17 protein-coding genes are annotated in these 18,109 nt (G+C 42.4%); 11 read left to right on the forward strand and 6 right to left on the reverse strand.

Annotated elements, in window-relative coordinates; all coding sequences use genetic code 11:
- Positions 1–99: 99 nt before the first annotated feature.
- A complete protein-coding gene (locus tag M5X66_RS18765; RefSeq protein ID WP_270103598.1) occupies positions 100–333 on the reverse strand; it encodes a hypothetical protein in 234 nt (77 codons plus the stop codon).
- Positions 334–507: 174 nt separating this feature from the next.
- Between M5X66_RS18765 and M5X66_RS12175 the strand changes: the two genes are divergently transcribed.
- The gene (locus M5X66_RS12175; protein WP_154600026.1) at positions 508–1,443 is read left to right on the forward strand and encodes a LysR substrate-binding domain-containing protein; all 936 of its coding nucleotides are present in this window, start codon (positions 508–510) and stop codon (positions 1,441–1,443) included.
- On the opposite strand, the gene M5X66_RS12180 is transcribed toward M5X66_RS12175, so the two are convergent.
- Complete coding sequence (locus tag M5X66_RS12180; protein WP_270103599.1) at positions 1,440–2,294, reverse strand: LysR substrate-binding domain-containing protein; 855 nt, start codon at positions 2,292–2,294, stop codon at positions 1,440–1,442. The two genes, M5X66_RS12175 and M5X66_RS12180, sit on opposite strands and share 4 nt — an antisense overlap.
- Positions 2,295–2,451: 157 nt before the next feature.
- Between M5X66_RS12180 and M5X66_RS12185 the strand changes: the two genes are divergently transcribed.
- Both M5X66_RS12185 and M5X66_RS12190 read left to right on the forward strand, forming a co-directional pair.
- Positions 2,452–2,919, forward strand: coding sequence for a nucleoside deaminase (locus M5X66_RS12185; RefSeq protein WP_154637634.1), 468 nt, complete (start codon positions 2,452–2,454; stop codon positions 2,917–2,919).
- Positions 2,920–2,921: 2 nt separating this feature from the next.
- Positions 2,922–4,106 (forward strand): cyanate transporter, encoded by a 1,185-nt coding sequence (locus tag M5X66_RS12190; RefSeq protein ID WP_154634666.1) that lies wholly within the window; start codon positions 2,922–2,924, stop codon positions 4,104–4,106.
- A gap of 43 nt (positions 4,107–4,149) precedes the next feature.
- On the opposite strand, the gene M5X66_RS12195 is transcribed toward M5X66_RS12190, so the two are convergent.
- Positions 4,150–4,590: a PACE efflux transporter gene (locus M5X66_RS12195; protein WP_036951098.1), complete on the reverse strand. Its 441-nt coding sequence runs from the start codon at positions 4,588–4,590 to the stop codon at positions 4,150–4,152.
- A gap of 97 nt (positions 4,591–4,687) precedes the next feature.
- Here M5X66_RS12195 and M5X66_RS12200 point away from each other — a divergent pair, with 97 nt between their 5' ends.
- The 7 genes from M5X66_RS12200 to M5X66_RS12230 all read left to right on the forward strand — a co-directional run bounded on the left by M5X66_RS12200 (position 4,688) and on the right by M5X66_RS12230 (position 12,092).
- Positions 4,688–5,572, forward strand: coding sequence for a LysR family transcriptional regulator (locus tag M5X66_RS12200; protein WP_270103600.1), 885 nt, complete (start codon positions 4,688–4,690; stop codon positions 5,570–5,572).
- A gap of 219 nt (positions 5,573–5,791) precedes the next feature.
- The gene (gene hemP, locus M5X66_RS12205; RefSeq protein ID WP_036951101.1) at positions 5,792–5,983 is read left to right on the forward strand and encodes a hemin uptake protein HemP; all 192 of its coding nucleotides are present in this window, start codon (positions 5,792–5,794) and stop codon (positions 5,981–5,983) included.
- Between the two features lie 376 nt (positions 5,984–6,359).
- Positions 6,360–8,381 (forward strand): TonB-dependent hemoglobin/transferrin/lactoferrin family receptor, encoded by a 2,022-nt coding sequence (locus M5X66_RS12210; RefSeq protein WP_270103601.1) that lies wholly within the window; start codon positions 6,360–6,362, stop codon positions 8,379–8,381.
- A gap of 43 nt (positions 8,382–8,424) precedes the next feature.
- Positions 8,425–9,474 carry a hemin-degrading factor gene (locus tag M5X66_RS12215; RefSeq protein WP_036951104.1) on the forward strand — a complete coding sequence of 350 codons (1,050 nt, stop codon included), beginning with the start codon at positions 8,425–8,427 and terminating at the stop codon, positions 9,472–9,474.
- Positions 9,475–9,489: 15 nt separating this feature from the next.
- Positions 9,490–10,311, forward strand: coding sequence for a heme/hemin ABC transporter substrate-binding protein (locus M5X66_RS12220; RefSeq protein WP_154600029.1), 822 nt, complete (start codon positions 9,490–9,492; stop codon positions 10,309–10,311).
- A complete protein-coding gene (locus tag M5X66_RS12225) occupies positions 10,308–11,309 on the forward strand; it encodes a FecCD family ABC transporter permease (protein WP_036951108.1) in 1,002 nt (333 codons plus the stop codon). The genes M5X66_RS12220 and M5X66_RS12225 overlap by 4 nt, the downstream gene beginning before the upstream one ends.
- 3 nt (positions 11,310–11,312) lie before the next feature.
- Positions 11,313–12,092, forward strand: coding sequence for a heme ABC transporter ATP-binding protein (locus tag M5X66_RS12230; protein WP_036951109.1), 780 nt, complete (start codon positions 11,313–11,315; stop codon positions 12,090–12,092).
- 56 nt (positions 12,093–12,148) lie between these two features.
- Here the strand turns inward: M5X66_RS12230 and M5X66_RS12235 are convergent, their stop codons facing one another.
- Positions 12,149–13,066 carry a bestrophin family protein gene (locus M5X66_RS12235; RefSeq protein ID WP_036951111.1) on the reverse strand — a complete coding sequence of 306 codons (918 nt, stop codon included), beginning with the start codon at positions 13,064–13,066 and terminating at the stop codon, positions 12,149–12,151.
- A 503-nt stretch (positions 13,067–13,569) separates the two neighbouring features.
- On the opposite strand from M5X66_RS12235, the gene M5X66_RS12240 reads away from it, so the two are divergent.
- A complete protein-coding gene (locus M5X66_RS12240) occupies positions 13,570–14,511 on the forward strand; it encodes an ATP-grasp fold amidoligase family protein (RefSeq protein WP_036951112.1) in 942 nt (313 codons plus the stop codon).
- A gap of 77 nt (positions 14,512–14,588) precedes the next feature.
- Here the strand turns inward: M5X66_RS12240 and M5X66_RS12245 are convergent, their stop codons facing one another.
- The gene (locus tag M5X66_RS12245) at positions 14,589–15,731 is read right to left on the reverse strand and encodes an MFS transporter (protein WP_036951232.1); all 1,143 of its coding nucleotides are present in this window, start codon (positions 15,729–15,731) and stop codon (positions 14,589–14,591) included.
- A gap of 687 nt (positions 15,732–16,418) precedes the next feature.
- The gene (gene prpR / locus M5X66_RS12250) at positions 16,419–17,996 is read right to left on the reverse strand and encodes a propionate catabolism operon regulatory protein PrpR (protein ID WP_154637636.1); all 1,578 of its coding nucleotides are present in this window, start codon (positions 17,994–17,996) and stop codon (positions 16,419–16,421) included.
- Positions 17,997–18,109: the final 113 nt, after the last annotated feature.

The raw sequence follows: 18,109 nt of genomic DNA on the forward strand, positions 1-18,109 counted from the left end.
ATTAATAAATAGAATCCATTTAAATTTAATTCATCAATCTGCCACCTTATTATTGATTTAAATTCAACAATCGAGCATTTTTGTGCGTGAAAGCATCCTTCACTGACCTTTTCTGATGTTTTTTTGTCTATTTTCTATGCGATTTGACCAAATAATTTTGTTAATCTGTTTGCCCATTTTTTCTTTCTTCAATTTTGTGACAGCCATCAAATCAAAGGTTTTAGAATTGTTAATATTGTGATTTTTTTGTTTATTAACCCGATATTTCCTAATGACTAATTTTTTATTAAATTCAATAATATTAATTAGTTTGAATGTAAACATGCGTTTCATTAGTTGCTTTTTAGGGTGACATAAATTAAATACTATTTATTGTACAGAATAGATAAATATCCCCGCTGAGGGCTATTAAAAACAATCGATAAAAAGCCTGTTTTTTAAGCTATTGAATTGTATTCACAGAAAACGTTATTTCGGCTAATTTTCACGCACTTTGGGACACGACACATGAACTCTATTTTTACTGAAGAAAATTTATTGACCTATACCACCGCGGCTAAATTTGCCAGTTTCAGTAAAGCGGCCGAAGAACTTGGGATTACCACCTCCGCGGTGAGCTACACTATAAAACGTATCGAAACTTATTTAGATGTCGCACTGTTTATCCGCGATACCCGTAATATTGAACTGACCGAAGCGGGATACTATTTTTATCGCAAAGCCACCGACCTTCTGAATAATTTTCATCTCATCAAAAAAAGTATCGACTCCATTGAACAAGGGATTGAAGCCCGTGTTCGCATCTGTATCAATCAGTTGATCTACACCCCTTACCATACGGCGAAGTTGCTACAAATCTTGAAAAAGCAATTTGGTACCTGCCAGATCACTGTGACCACAGAAGTGTATAACGGTGTTTGGGATGCCATTATCAATAACCATGCGGATATTGCGATTGGGGCGCCGGGTACACTCATGGATGGCGGCGGGATTGATTACACAGAAATTGGTGCCATACACTGGCAGTTTGCCATAGCATCTAGCCACCCTTTAGCCTTAATGCCTGAGCCAATTGCCGAAAGCCAGCTTCGCCTCTACCCAAATATTATGGTGGAAGATACGGCGCATACCATCAATAAACGCGTTGGGTGGCTACTGCACGGGCAAGAGGCGATTCAAGTGCCTGATTTCAACACCAAATGCCAGTGCCAAATTTTAGGTGAAGGGATCGGATTCCTACCCGACTATATGGTTAAAGAACATGTAAAAACCGGTGTGTTAGTCACGAAGCAAATACAAAACCCAAGGCAGGATTCTCACATGCTATTAGCCACTCAACACTCTGCGACAGGGCTAGTCACCCAATGGATCAGAAAAGAGTTTATGGCAAATGGGGTCTTAACGGAACTTTACAGTGATTTGCTCAAGCCCATCGCCAATTAACGCGGTTCTAATTGATGAGCTAACTGCTCCGCCAATACTGAAACCATCTCCGATGACTCTTTGTGGAAATGCATCGCCAGTTCCATCTCTTGGGCTGGAGGAAACCCCTCTTCTGCTGTCAAGATCCGATGCTGGGGTAATTTCGCGCGTACGGGTAACAGGCTAACGCCTAATCCGTCGGTAATCGCACTTTGGATACCCGCTAGGCTAGTGCAAGTGTATGTAATGTGCCAAGGGCGTTGTTCATTATCTAGCAACCTAAACATATCATTCCGGTACAGCCCATTCTCTGGAAAAACAATCAGAGGAACAGAATCCGAGGGAAAAACATGTTGCTGGCGACTCGCTAGCCAGCAAAGAGGCTCTGACCAATGATAATCACTATGAAACTCCCCTTTTCGTTGTTTCACAATGATCAAATCCAACTCACCATGTTGATAGCGTTGCTGTAGTTGGCGACTCAACCCGCTAGTCACCTCTAATCGGACATTAGGATGCGCTTGCATAAATGCCGCCAATGTTGGTGTCACTAATCCCGACGTCAAATCTTCAGGAAACCCTAATCGCAGAGTTTGAATAATCGCATTGCCTGTTATTTTCATAAAAAACGTATCGTTAAGTGCCAGAATATTTTTCGCGTATCCCAGCAACACTTCCCCTGTTTCTGTCAGGGTTAACATCCGATGCCCCCTTACAAACAACGGCTGTCCAATAAGACTTTCTAATCGCTGAACTTGCTGACTTAACGTCGATTGCGTTGAATTTAATTGTTGTGAAGCCACCGTAAAATTTCCCGTTTCTGCGACGGTAACGAATGTTTTCAATAATACAAAATTAAGCAACGAATTCATTTTTTTAATACCTGAGATTTAATTATTTAATTTTTAAATATCACAGTTTTTGATTAGATTGAAGGGAACAACGCATTTGATGGACATTACTGAAATGACACCATGTCAACTCATCAGTAATCTTATTAGAATACTCGATAAATCAGGAGCACAAACCATGCTCGATAAACAATTTTTACAACATGCAATCACCCTCGCCGCTGACAATGTTGCCGCAGGTGGGCGTCCATTTGGTGCAGTGGTCGTCAAAAATGAGCAAATTATTGCCACTGGCGTGAATCAAATGTTGGAGCGACACGACCCTACCGCACACGCTGAATTACTCGCATTACGCCAAGCAGGAGAGGTGCTAAATAGCGTCAGACTCGATGATTGCACCGTTTATGCTAGCGGTCAGCCTTGCCCTATGTGCCTTGCTGCGATCCGCATGTCTGGCATTAAACGTGTTGTTTATGCCTATTCGAACCAAGATGCTGAACCTTTTGGATTATCAACAGAGGCGATAGCTGAAGCATTAAGAGCCTCTCCTGACCAACAAAGTGGTTTGCAATTTATCCAATTAAAACCGAAGGATGAGACGCAATCCATGCTGTATCAAACTTGGTGGCAACAGCATCACGCGTAAACATGAAAAAACCACTTTCTGCCTCTTTTGGCCTGATTCTGACGATTGCCCTTGTCGGTATTAATTTACGCCCCTTTATGACAGGACCTGGGCCAGTCATCGAAAATATCATTCAAACCACCGGAATGAGCTACCAGAGCGTTTCACTGTTAACGCTGATCCCCATGTTACTCATGGGTTTTGGAGCTTTGGTCGTCCCCGCATTAAATCAAAAATTAGGTGATAAGTGGGGTATCAGCCTCGCGATGCTACTGCTGCTGATAGGCTCTTTCTGCCGATTATTTGTTTCTGATGCGAACGCACTGTTAATGACCGCATTTTTGTGTGGAATGGGAGCGGCTTATATTCAAGCGGTTTTCCCCGGTTTGATAAAATTTTCGTTTCCACAAAAAATGGCCGCCATGACGGGATTATATTCAGCTACCTTAATGGTCGGTGGCGCGCTGGGAGCGCAATTAACACCGCTAATTACCCACCTTTCAGGGAATTGGCAAAGTGGGCTAGCATGGCTTGCATTTCCAGCACTGATCGCCCTGATTGCCGTCTTCATGAATATTCGCTCTTCGAACACGAAAAATACGCCAGCTCAGCTGAGTGTATTAACTTATCTTAAGCTGCCCAGAGCATGGCTATTAATGGCGGGATTTGGTTTAGTGAATGCGGGTTATGCAACTGCCGTGACATGGCTGGCACCTTTCTTTCAACAACAAGGATTTAGTGCTACAGAAAGCGGTTCTCTGGTGGCGATTTTAACCGTTTTTCAAGCTGCTGCGGCACTGATGATCCCGGTATTAGCATCCCATAATATTGACCGTCGCTTTTGGCTCACTGTCACGCTGGTGAGCCAAGCATTGGGATTTGCCGGGTTAATCCTGTTTCCTAATACACTACCGTTGCTGTGGGTAGGTCTGCTGGGCTGCGGACTGGGTGGCTGCTTCGCCTTAACCATTATTACCTCTTTAGATCATATCCCTCATCCTGCTAGCGCAGGGATCCTGACTGCCTTAATGCAAGCAGGCGGTTTTATCATCGCCGCTTTTGGACCTTTGGTTGCGGCAGCATTACAGCAATTTAGTCACAGTTTTACCCCTGTTTGGTTGCTGCATTGTGTCCTAGTTATGATGACATTACTGCTATTTTTGCGTTTAAATCCTAAAAAGTATCACCAGATTTTTAGCGTGAAATAAGCTTAGTTACCAAGGAGATGGCCTCATTGCCATCTCCTTCACGCTACGCAGTGGTTTTTTCTTGCGCCAATGCAGATTTTGGTAACCCAAAAATTTTGTCAAATGCCCAGTTAAAGAAAAAAGTATAAATCGGGATAAAGATAATCAGGGCAAAATCTAAAATAAGTGCCTGCCAGAGCGATATTGATAACCACCATGCAATCAATGGGATCAAAAATACCACCAGCGTTAGCTGGAATAACACCGCATGAGCAAAACGACGTCTAAACGTTCTAATTCTTGATTTCTGCTTTGATTCCCAATATTCAAATACCACATTGAAAATAAAATTCCATGTCACCGCAATCGTGGTGATCACCAGTGCTAAAGGTCCTGTGGTTCCCGCGGAATTCCCCGAAAGAAAAGCCAGTGCCAACGATGAAATCATCCAGCCAATAACTTCGTAGCTCGTAATAAAAACCACTTTACGTTTAATACCTTGCATTTTTTATCTCATATTCTGTTTGCCGAAGGCTGGTAAATTAAATCAATATTAATGATAATAAAAGTCAGCTACTATCAACAAAACTGAAAGGTCTAAGATGCCATTTAATAGTGAAAACCTGATGATTTTCTTAACTGTGCTCGATAAAGGCTCTTTTTCCGCAGCGGCAAGAGCACTTCATCGAGTCCCTTCCGCGATTAGCATGGCAATTGCCAACCTTGAAGCAGAGCTTGGTTTTTCGCTGTTTGAGCGCCATACGCGAGAACCCAAACCTACGGAACAAGCGCTTTCCCTCGCCCCCTATGCACGAAATATTGTGGATAACTTACGTCAGTTGAATGTTTTCTCACGAGAACTCACTCAGGGGGTGGAGAGTACACTCACAATCGGGGTCGCTGAAGGGGTTAATCCCAATGTGTTAGTTGATACATTGCACGCCCTGAGCCAACGTTATCCGTTGATGCATGTGGAGCTGATCACCGCTCCTCAAGATGATATTTTGCCACTATTGCACAGTGAGCGCGTTCAATTGGCTATCGCTTTTGGTGGGTTATATGTCAATGCTCAGGAACAATTCGAATGTATTGGTTATGAATCATTAACAGCGACCATCAGCGCCGATTATCCCTCTAATAAACCGAATAATGCGCTGTATATCGAAGATCTTGTTCAAACACGCCAGATTATTGTCGCTAGCCCTCACCACCCTATCAGTGATTTCCGCTCTATTGTTTCTAGCCATTATTGGCGTACGGATAGCTTCACGATGGCGTTAGAATTAGTTAAAAAAGGGATGGGTTGGGGAAATTTACCGGCTTCATTAATCAAAACTGATTTAGAGGCAGGTTTACTCAAGCGTTTAGAATTTAAAAACACCCCGAATGGCTTAGTGCTTCCTGTCCATGTGGTCTGTTTAAAAGGTCAAGTACTCAAACGCGGTGCCCAAGAGTGTATCGAGCTTTTAAAAATAAATATGTACTAACAAATTTCAGTAATTTCAGGATCGGCTCAATCCCCCTCCAAAAGTTAGGTAAATCCCCATTTACATCATAAAGGTAGCCCGTATCCGCGATACGGCTCTTTTGTTGGTAAACAGTGTTTGTTGATCAATTGTGAAAATCACTTGATATTGCCAATGCTTTTAAAGATAATAATTATCAATATCATTCTTATTGACAACAAAATTTCTGTGGTGAACAACATGACCAAGCCACTTTCTGACATTATTGAAGAAACCACAAAATCAACCTCACTGACTGATTTTGCTGCTAAAAATGGGCTTATTGAAAGCCAAAAATTATTAGGTGCATCAGGCAAAATTGCCATTGAACACCGCGGTGAAATTTATCAATTGCGCCAAACTCGCACAGGTAAATTAATTCTGACCAAATAGTTTTTAGTCTTCACAACGCAGTTTGCTTTAAAAATACTGTTTGTTTTAAAAACACAATTAGCTTTAAAAACACAATATATCTCGCAAGCCACCTAAGTCGTCATGCTAGGCAGCCAGCTTAACTCTATACATCAGGACACAGTTTCTTATGGTGTTTATTACGGGCTTTGCTGCTGTAAATCTGGATAACCTCAAGGCGAACTTTCGAACCCTATCATCGCTTGTTGGGTTCAAATACCCCTTTTCCCCTATTCCGTTGAAAGCGTCTTTGTCTCAACACCCTATAAACACGCCATAACGCTCTGATGATAAGTCAGTTTTTAACGGTGCATCGCACTCATCAAAGAGTTAACAATTTTTAGGGAGTATCACCTGTATGTCTCAAGTATTACGCTTATCTGTGCTGGCGAGTGCCTTGCTGCCTCTAATGGCAACCGCACAGACTGAAAAATCTCCAACTAACAATAACCATTTAACTAACAGTCACCACGATGTGATGACGGTGTATGCCACGGGTAATGAGCGAGATAGCTTTAATACGCCGATGATGGTTACCGTCATTAAAAATGATTCACCAGAAACCAAAACAGCCAATAATGCTAACGATATTTTGCGGAAAGTGCCGGGCATTGCACTGACAGGAACTAGCCGTACTAACGGTCAAGATATCAGCATGCGCGGATTTGACCGTCGTGGAATTTTGACGTTAGTCGATGGCGTTCGCCAAGGTACGGATACTGGGCACATTAACGGAACATTTCTTGATCCCGCGCTTATCAAACAAGTGGAAATCATTCGCGGTCCATCAGCGCTTTTATATGGCAGCGGCGCGATGGGTGGCGTGATTGCTTGGGAAACCGTGAATGCGAAAGATTTACTGCGTGAAGGTCAAAGCCAAGGTTTCCGCGTTTTCACTCAAGGCGCTACCGGGGATCACAGCTTTGGCTTTGGCGGCTCCGCTTTTGGTAAAACCGATGACTTTGACGGGCTATTCAGCTTTGTGACGAAAGAAAGCGGTGATGTTCGTCTTGGCGGCGGCGAGAAAATGGATAACAAAGAAACCATTGCCAATATGCTCGGTAAAGGCACATGGCAACTGGATGATGCGCAAACCCTGTCGGGACAAATTCGTTATTACAATAATGATGCTTATGAGCCAAAAGATCCGCAACAGCTCGCCACCAGCAACGATAATAAGAAGGTTAACCGCACAACGCGTCAGCGTGACTTGCAAGCAACCTATCAGTTAAATCCAGACGATAATTCATGGCTCAATTTAAAAGCGACTCCGTATTACTCTGATGTAAATATCACCTCCAAAGGGAAAGAATCTAACTACGAAGGACGCAGCCAAAAAACGTATGGTATCAAACTGGATAACCGCTCCGATATCTATGAGTTACCACTCGCTGCACACAACTTTACCTACGGTACTGAAGCGTATCGTCAAAAACAGACCCCTTACGCTGGAACCACTCAGTTCCCTGATGCAGAGATCACCTTTGCGGCTGGCTTTATTCAGGATGAGATTACCTTAAAAGATTTGCCTGTTTCCTTCATTTTGGGAACTCGCTATGACAACTACAAGTCCACCGCCAAGGGCAATAAAGATGTCAAAGAAGATCAATGGTCATCAAAAGCGGCGGTGAGCATCACACCAACCGAGTGGTCAATGCTGTTTGCGTCATACTCTGAAGCTTTCCGTGCTCCAACAATGATGGAAATGTACAACGATTCCCTTCACTTCAAAGGTGGTCCTATTTCCAACTATTGGCGCCCTAACCCAGACTTAAAGCCTGAATCCACACGAACTGCGGAATATGGTTTTGGTTTACGCTTTGATGACTTACTCATGGCTCGCGATAACCTGCGCTTCAAAGCCAGCTATTTCGATACAAAAGCTAAAGATTACATTAACACCTACGTCAATACAGACCGTGTTAACTGGAATAACAACTACACCACATCCATTAATACCAAGCGCGCTAAAATTTGGGGAACGGATGTGTCATTGGATTACACCACCGACTACTTTGCGTGGGGTCTCGCCTATAACCACACCGTCGGCGTCAATGAATATACAGGCAAAGCCATTGAATCCATTAAACCGGATTCACTCACCAGTAATCTCTCTATTCCAGTTGCAGACAGCGGTTTCTCTGTGGGCTGGTTAGGTGAGTTTACGACTCATACCGATTTCGATAAAACATCCAAATTGAAGCAACAACCAGGCTACGCCGTTCATGATTTCTATCTAAATTATCAAGGAGATGGAAGTCTTAAAGGGTTAGATACCAGTGTTGTTTTAGGAAATGCTTTTGACAAAGAGTATTACTCCTCTCAGGGGATTCCCCAAGATGGTCGTAATGCTAAGCTGCTCGTCAGCTTCCAATGGTAATTCACACTATATTGGTAATTCACACTACATAAAGGAGAAACCTGTGAATTCAGCACTTTTCGAACGTTATCAACAAGCCAAAGCAGATAATAAAGCTAGGTATGCGAGAGACCTCGCTGCTTATCTGAATGTTTCTGAAGGGGAATTACTGCATAGCCGCGTTGGGCGCGATAAGGCTAAACGCCTGAGCATTGATGCGCCAACGTTATTAACTGCTTTGGAGGCTGTCGGTCCAGTCAAGGCTATTACCCGTAATGAGTATGTGGTCCATGAGCAAGTCGGGCGCTATGAGAATGCTAAATTTAGCCCTCACGGCGGTTTAATTCTTAATCCACGCGCACTGGATTTGCGTATGTTTTTCTCTCATTGGGACAGCATTTTTACGCTCTCTGAAGAGGCTAAACGAGGTGAACGTCATAGTATCCAATTCTTTGATAAACATGGCGATGCACTGCACAAAGTGTATACCACCGATGAAACCGATATGGATGCATGGAATGCGCTTATCGAAAAATACGTAACCACCGAAAACCCACTATTATCCGTTGAAAAAGTGCAGCCACACCACGCTCAGCCAATTAGCGATGAGCTAAAACAACAGCTTGACCAAGAGTGGCGCAATATGACGGATGTTCACCAATTTTTCATCTTATTGAAGAAAAATAACTTAAGCCGTCAACAAGTGTTCCGCGCTGTCAGTGATGATTTAGCTTGGCAGGTGCCAAATGATTCATTCAATCAGCTGGTTAATACAGCTTTCGCTGATCAAAACGAAATTATGATTTTCGTAGGTAACCGTGGATGTGTGCAAATTTTCACAGGCAAAATCAAACGCTTGATGCCACACCAAACTGAAGGTTCTGACATCAAATGGCTGAATATTTTCAACCCTGATTTCACGCTGCATATGATTGAAAATGGTGTTGCAGAGTGTTGGGTCACTCGTAAACCAACGGAAGATGGTTTTGTGACAAGCCTGGAAGTGTTTGATGACCAAGGCAATCAAATCGCACAAATGTACGGACAACGCACTGAAGGGACGCCAGAGCAAGAACACTGGCGCCAGCAAGTCATGTCCCTGCCAAGAATCTAACACAGGTATTTGACGATGAAACAATGGCTTCTAATGGTAATCACACTGGCAACCTCATTGGTTGCCCATGGCGCTGACCGTTTAGTGACACTCGGTGGCGATGTAACTGAAATTGTCTATGCGCTCGGCGCACAAGATAGTCTGGTTGGGCGCGACAGTAGCAGTTTACATCCCGAGCAAGCAACTAAGTTGCCCGATGTCGGCTATATGCGAACACTAAACCCAGAAGGCGTGCTCTCTTTGCGTCCAACGTTGGTGCTCGCCAGTGAGCTTTCCCAACCTTCAATTTCATTAACCCAAATTGAAAAAAGCGGCGTTAAAGTGATTAAAGTGACAGGAAAACCGAAATTAGAAGCCATTCCTGAAAAAATCACCACCATCGCCAATGCGGTGGGATTACCCGAGAACGGAAAAAAGTTAGTCGAACAATTTAATGCCGAGCTACTCGCCATCCCCACTAGCCCTCTGAATAAAAAAGTGGTTTTCTTAATGAGCCATGGTGGAATACAACCGATGGCAGCTGGGCAAAAAACGGCAGCCGATAGCATGATCAAGGCCGTTGGTGCACAAAATGCCATGCAAAACTTCTCTAGCTATCGTCCGCTATCTCAAGAAGGTCTTATTTACAGCCAGCCAGACCTCGTCGTGATCTCTGAGCAAGGTGTAAAATCCTTAGGTGGCGTTGACAAAGTTTGGGAATTACCGGGGTTAGCACTCACTCCTGCAGGAAAAAATCGTGCTCTTTTAGTCGTGGATGATACTGGTATGTTGAGCTTCAGCTTAAGCACCCCCAAAGTCATGCAGCAGTTAAGAGAGGCGTTAGAAAAAAGCGAATGAGCCGTTTTAAGCACCCTTTATTTAAAATTTTGATGTTATTGGTGTTACTGGGGGCAGTCACTTTGGCTGCCTCTACCGCTGGTGCAATTAACTTACCGTTAAAAGTGCTTTGGTTTGCACCATCCACCGATCCTGACTGGCAAATTTGGCTCACCATTCGTCTACCAAGAGTGTTACTCGCCATTTTAGTGGGATTGGCTTTAGCGGTTTCCGGTGGGATGATGCAAGGGTTATTTCGCAACCCTCTCGCTGACCCTAGTTTATTAGGGGTAAGCAGTGGTGCCGCATTGTGTGTGGCAGCATTCATCATTTTACCGTTCTCCTTACCCACATTAATGCTCAATTACGGCCATCTTGGCGCAGCATTCGTTGGCAGCTTAGCGGTTTCACTGATCATTTTTAGCCTCAATCGTATGTCTAATGGCAATTTGGCACGGCTGCTATTAGCAGGAATTGCCATCAATGCCCTATGTATGTCACTAATTGGGGTACTGAGCTATATGAGTAATGACCAACAGTTACGCACATTTAGCTTGTGGATGATGGGGTCATTAGGCAATGTGAATTGGACATCGCTAGCGATTGCCGCCAGTGTGATTATCCCCACTTGCTTACTCTGCTTTTGGCAAGGCAATACATTGAATATTCTGCAATTAGGGGATGAAGATGCACACTATTTAGGGATAAATGTTGAACGCAGTAAGTTTGTTTTATTATTCCTAAGCGCCCTATTAATTGGCTGCGCCGTTGCTATGAGTGGTGTGATTGGCTTTATCGGGCTCGTTGTTCCTCACTTAATACGTATGACATTGGGACCCGATCATCGTTGGCTTATTCCTGGTTCTGCCATTGTGGGTGCTTGCTTACTCTTAGTTGCCGATACCCTTGCTCGCACTTTAGCCGTTCCCGCAGAAATCCCCGTGGGCTTATTAACGGGTTTGATTGGCGGACCTTACTTTTTATGGCTAATACTGCGCCAACCTGCCGGAAGGATCTAACCGATGCCCAATTTACTCGATGCTAAAAACCTCAGTTATCGTATTAATAATCGAACATTAATCGATGATATCAGTTTGTCTATACAGCAAAATCAAATGGTGGTGATTATTGGTCCTAATGGTGCGGGAAAATCCAGTTTATTGAAATTGCTCACAGGCTACACCTCCCCCTCTCAAGGTGAGTGCCAGCTAGAAGGTCGCCCATTACCTGAATGGGAGCCTCAAAGCCTCGCTAAAAAACGTGCCGTGATGAAACAGCATAGCCATTTACAGTTTGCGTTCAGTGTTGAGGATGTTGTGGCGATGGGAAGAACTCCTTATGGTTCTGAACATAAGCAACGCGCCATTGATATTGCTATGGAGCAAACCCACTGCACCCCACTACGCCATCACGATTATCGCCAATTATCCGGTGGTGAACAGCAGCGTGTTCAGCTTGCGCGAGTGTTAGCTCAATTATGGCAACCGGAACCAACACCAGCCTGTTTATTCCTTGATGAGCCTACTTCTGCCCTTGATTTATACCATCAACAGCACAGTTTGCGGCTATTGCATCAGCTTACCCGTGAAAGGCCGCTAGGCGTTTGTTGTGTGTTGCATGATTTGAACCTCACCGCACTCTATGCCGATAAAGTGTATCTTATTCATCAAGGGAAATTAGTTGTGGCTGGAACACCACAAGAAGTGTTAACTACCGAGAATTTAACCCAGTGGTATCAAGCGGATTTAGGGGTACAGCCGCATCCAGAAACGGCAACCCCTCATGTGTATCTGCGCCATTAATAAACAGCCGCGGCTTTCATCATGCTCTATCACATAATGAAGACCGCGACTTAACATCATAATAAATTGAAGTATTTATTTGGCTTCGGTGGTGGCGGTAACTGCTTAGCATCAATCATATCAAGAGCATTGCGTTCAAGCCCGTTACATAACGCATTCAGTGGCAAGCTGTTATCCAGCACATCGAATGGGTCTTCCAATTGTTCCGCTAATGCATCCCACGCCAAGAACGTATAGGAAACAAATACTGAAACCAAAGGCGTCATGTAATGTAAATCCCCCACCAACGCAAACGGTAATAATGTACAAAATAAATAGACCGTACGTTGCAGGATCAATGTATAAGCGAAGGGGATCGGCGTATTCGAAATACGTTCACAGCCGCCTAAAACTTCAGATAACCCGTTCACATCTTTATTGATAGACTGAAACAGCACATCGCTGATCAGATTGTTATCTCGCAATGCCCCGACACTCAAACCAATATGCATAAGAATTCGGCTGGTGGGAAAAGGGCTTCTAATAACATCTAAAAAAACATCTCGCGGCAATAAACGATACAAATCTATATTTGGGTTAGTACGTCTAAGTTCGTGATTTAAGCTCCAACTAAACGCAATCAACAAATTAGCAAATGTGCGATGCGCTTCAGGATCATTCGGCAATAATCCTTTTATGTTTCTTAAAATATTACGTTGGTTGGTTAATATTGCGCCCCAAAGCGTTCTTGCTTCAACTAAGCGGCTGTAGCAGGCGTTATTACGGAACCCCAAAAAGATAGCTATTGCTATCCCTAATAAGCTAAATGGGGCTATTGTCAGATGGATCCCTAATTGCTCGTACCATTGATAGATTAAAATAGCGACAATGGACATCATAATATTAAGCGATAATCTAAAGGTGATTTTAGACAGCACGGAACCGTGCCAGTCGAACAACCTAAAGAACCAGTGTTGATGCGGGCGAATGACCATAAATTAATAGTAATTGAAAGGATAGTTATGTGTGATGATTATCACATAAATTATTTTGGCAATCCATATTTTGATGATCTCATCAATTTACTCACCTTAAGCTAAATAGTTTAGTAATAAACTATTTAATTGTTTATCTATTCTATCATCTATTTATTATTTTTCATTTTTTAAGATTTCAGGTATTGACTCAGATTAATTTATAATTAATTTAACCTAGGCAATACTAGCATTTGAAATGCTTATTTAATTTAAAATTAATAACCAAGTAAATTAAACAATTTATATACAGCACGCAAATATAATCAATTGATTAATTTTTGGTTATATTTTGATTAAATATCAAATAGCTAGCATTGTATTAAGTTAAATTCTTAAGGAACTCTTAATATTAGCGGCAATATTACCGTTATCATTTAATCATCATTTAAAAAATGATTAATATAATTCCAATTATAAAAAAATTAATAAAATTTTAATTTATTAAGAATGGTTGTTTGTTTATGAAAAAAACAGAATATTTTCTAAAAAAATTCCGTGCGCTAATCATGAGTGACAAAAGTTATCTCACGAATAAATTTATTAAAAAATTAGGGTATTACCCTAACTTTAATGCGCCGAAAAGCTTTAATGAAAAAGTGAATTTCCGTATGATCCATGACCGAAATCCACTGCATAGTCAATTCGCCGATAAACTCGCGGTGCGTGACTATGTTACGCAGACTATCGGGCAAGAACATATCGTTCCTATTCTCGCCACTTATCAACATGTGGATGAAATTGATATTACGAAACTGCCCCAGCGCTTTGTATTGAAATGCACCCACGACAGCGGCAGCAGTATTATTTGCACCGATAAATCACAGTTTGATTTACAAAAAGCCAAAGACAAGCTGTCATTCCATTTACTCAAAAATCTCTATTACATTACTCGTGAACGCCATTATAAAAATATTCCTGCGCAGATTATTTGCGAGGAATATATCGATTTGTTTGAGCAGAAAAAGAGAAAGCTAGTACCCGAAACCTGCCGCATTCATTGTTTCTCGGGTAAACCCGTTTACGCAGAAATCGATTATACCGACGAAGATGGCACCGAGTTTATCAACCTTTATGATACGGAATGGCAATTGCAGCCGGTCAGTTTTGGTTATCCTCAAATGCTAGAACCGGTCAGTGAACCAACACAATTTAGAGAGATGCTAAGATTAGCTGAAATTTTAGTGACGCCATTCGATTATTGCCGAGCTGACTTTTTAATGGCAGAAAACAAACTCTATTTTAGTGAACTTACCTTCGCACCCAATGCGGGACGTACCGTGATCAGCCCACTCTCTTGGGACTTTAAACTTGGAGAGTTATGGGAGCAGAAAATCACAACGCCAAACATGCTTCATTCACGCAAACCTGAGCTCGTACTCGCCAACCTCAATAAGAAAAAATAGCCATAAAAAAACGCGCTACTCATTCAAGATAGCGCGTTTTTTTTCATTACTAGTGGCGAGCAATTTATCAAGCACGGTCAGTTTGCCAATACACTTGCCTTACGACGTAAACTTGCAATCAGCATATAAATTGCCGTCACTAACAGCACAATAAAGAAGAAATTCGTTAACCCGCTATGTTGTTCTAACATTGTTCCCGCTGCGATAGGTCCCATCGCAGAGCCCACACTATAACTAAATAACATCACTTGGGTCGCTGCCACAATAAATGACGAGTCCAAATTATCACACGCTAAAGTGATCGCTATCGGATACAAGGCAAATGATGACATTCCTAGCAGGGCTAGCGCCACAATCATCACCACATAATCTGATGAGATGTAAATCATACCCATCGCAAAAACACCTAATAATGAAACCATGGCTAATAATAAGGTTTTGCTCATCATTACTGACAATTTACTGATCACTGGCTGAATTAACATGCCACCCAAAATAATGGATGCCATCAAAACACCAACTTGATCCGTCGTAAAATTATCTTTTTTCAGTGATAGCGGCATTAGCCCATAAATGGTTCCCATCACAATACCGGATACCATACACCCCATAATAGCTGGCTTACTTAAACGAGTGATCTGCTTAAATGATAATTTTTGATGCAAGCCACTTGCTGGTTGCCCTTGACGTACCAATAAAGGCGGTAAAACTGCCACTAGCAGTAAACCGAGTACCACAATAAAAGGAACAACGCCCTGAGTACCAATCACACCAATAGCAAGCTGCCCAAGTGTTGTTCCCCCATATAACGAGGTCATATAGAAACTCAGTCGTTTTGCTCGCTCTTTTGGATTATCACCAATCAGTAACCAAGATTCCACCACGACAAAAATTCCTGCTACCGCAATACCCGCAATTAAACGATTTGGTAGCCAAGCTTCAATTGTCGGTGTCCATGGCAGTAAAACAACCGTTGCTGCCAACATTAATAAGAAACTAATAAAGGAGAGACGGTGACCAATTTTTGCGATCACAGGCTCAATCATCATTGAGCCAATTAATAAACCAATATAGTAGGCACTCGCTAACCAGCCTGCATATTGCGTATCAATGTCAAAGCTACCCATTGATAACGGGATCAAGCTCATCAAGTAACCTGAAGCAATAGCAAATAGTGTTAAGCCTGCAACAGGTACAAAGGTATTGTCGCCTTTACGCATTAACATGGTGGACATTTTCACGTCCTACTCTCCAAAAATAAGATAAATATTGTGCGCTGCAGACGTCGATAATCACGGCAAAATCATTCATAAAAATGAATATATTTTAGCGACTGGTGCAGTGATGAAATTAAATAGATGAGGCTAATTTGAGCGCAATATAGATCTTTCAAGACCGGAATGACAATGAGAAAAACTAATGATGACTAGTAAATTTATTTATGTGAGAAAAATCACGTTTTTTTATGCAGTAAAACCCCCTAGAAAATCGTCATAAAAACAAATAATTCATTTAATATCAATATTATAAAAAGAAAACCGAAAAATCCCTATCGTTACTTTTTGAAACAAAACTTCCTACTTCCATCCTCTCTTTCAAAATATATTTATCACTTTTCTTAAAAAGAAATCTATTCAAAACTATTTTTGCTAATTAATTAGCCTCAGGCTTATCAATATACTTAATTAGTGGTATTTATTACTCAAACGCCCATTCTTTATAAATTATTATCTTTTTTTAATAATCATCTTCTAACTTCTGGTTGTCTTCTAACTGTCTTCTAACTTCGAGTTGCCTTCTAACTAGTTTTTGCTGTGGCAAGGCGGTAAGCATCAGTTAGCCTGGGGAGCATACATAAGTATGTGACTCAGGTAACTTATGCGAAACCAACACAGCCACAGTGAAAACTAGGACGAAGACAAGCGTCGCCATAAAGTTGTCCGACTGATACCGAGAAACTCCGCCACCGCCTTACGATCCCCATTAAACCTTGCCATCACTTCCTCTAGCGTCTCGGTTCCTTCCTGCGTCTTTGCCGGATTTACCTTTGTTTTCCTTTCTGGCGATAGCATCTTGAGCATGTCTGGATTGATGCTTTTATCCGCATAGGCACTACAATAGAGCGCGACACGCTCCATTAAGTTACGTAATTCTCGTACATTGCCTGGCCATGAATAGGAGAGAAAAAAGTCTCGACAACTGAGAAGTTGCTTAACTCTAAAGGCTGGAAGAGGCAGTTGTAATCCGGCAAAAGCAAGTTTCAATAATCGTTCTGCAAGCGTGAAAATATCCTCATTACGCTCTGATAATGCGGGAACTTTCATGCGAAGAACACCTAGGCGATAGAAAAGATCGCCACGGAATTTGCCTTGCGCTACCCATTCATCAAGGTCGCAGTGGGTCGCACAGATAACACGAACGTTAACCTGTAGCGGTCGATACCCTCCTACTCGTACCACGGAACGCTCTTCTAACACCCGCAATAACCGAGTTTGTAACGCTATTGGCATCTCGCCGATTTCATCAAGAAAAAGGGTTCCCCCATTCGCTAGTTCAAACAACCCTGCTCGACCGCCTCTACGCGAGCCAGTAAATGCGCCTTCTTCGTAACCAAACAGTTCCGCTTCCAGTAATGTTTCAGGAATGGCACCACAGTTGACGGCCACAAATGGCATTTGCTGTTTACTGCGTTTTTGCTGATTAAACAAACTGTATTCGTGATGAATAGCTTGGGCCACCATCTCTTTCCCCGTGCCACTTTCACCTTGTATTAACACCGTGGCATCTGAACGGGCATACAACATAATGGTTTGACGAACTCGCTCCATTGCAGGCGACAAACCAATCAGGTCATTAATCGTGTGTCTAACTTTTGCTGTATTCAGTTGAGGATAACGTGATTGCTCAGTCACATGGCGATGGGACATTCTGCTGAGCTCAATCGCATCAGAAAAGGCTTGTCGAATGGTCTGTGTCGAGTAGATAAAAATCCCTGTCATACCCATTTCTTCAGCAAGATCTGTAATTAATCCCGCTCCCACAATGACTTTTACCCCCATGGCTTTTAGTGCTTTTAGTTGTGCTCGAGCATCTTCGGCAGTGACATAGCTGCGCTGTTCAATCTGTAATCCAAAATTATGTTGAAACTGCTCTAATGCAGGGATAATTTTTTGATAACTAATAATGCCAACTTTATCGCTAATTTCCCGAGCCTTCGCTAATGCTTGCATCACATCAAAGCCATTAATATTCACAATAATAACGGGAACCGAAACATGACTTTTTAAATATGCCCCATTAGAGCCTGCGCTGATAATCGCGTCACAATGCCCCTTCTTTAAACGGCGTCGAACTTCTTCCGCGGCTTGCTCAAAACCGATATTCAGTGGAGTGATGTCAGCTTGTGCACTAAATTCAGGGCTAATATCACGAAATAGCGTGTAAAGACGAGATACTGACACCGTCCAAATAATGGGTTTATCCATTGTTCTCCTCCACTGGGTTTACTTCTACGCGGGGTTTGCTTCGCGCTGTGATGTTTCACTTTTGTTTCATGAAACAATATATCGACTCAATGAAACATGCTAACCAATTGGTT

This window comes from Providencia sp. PROV188 (genome assembly GCF_027595165.1).
Lineage (GTDB): Bacteria > Pseudomonadota > Gammaproteobacteria > Enterobacterales > Enterobacteriaceae > Providencia > Providencia lanzhouensis.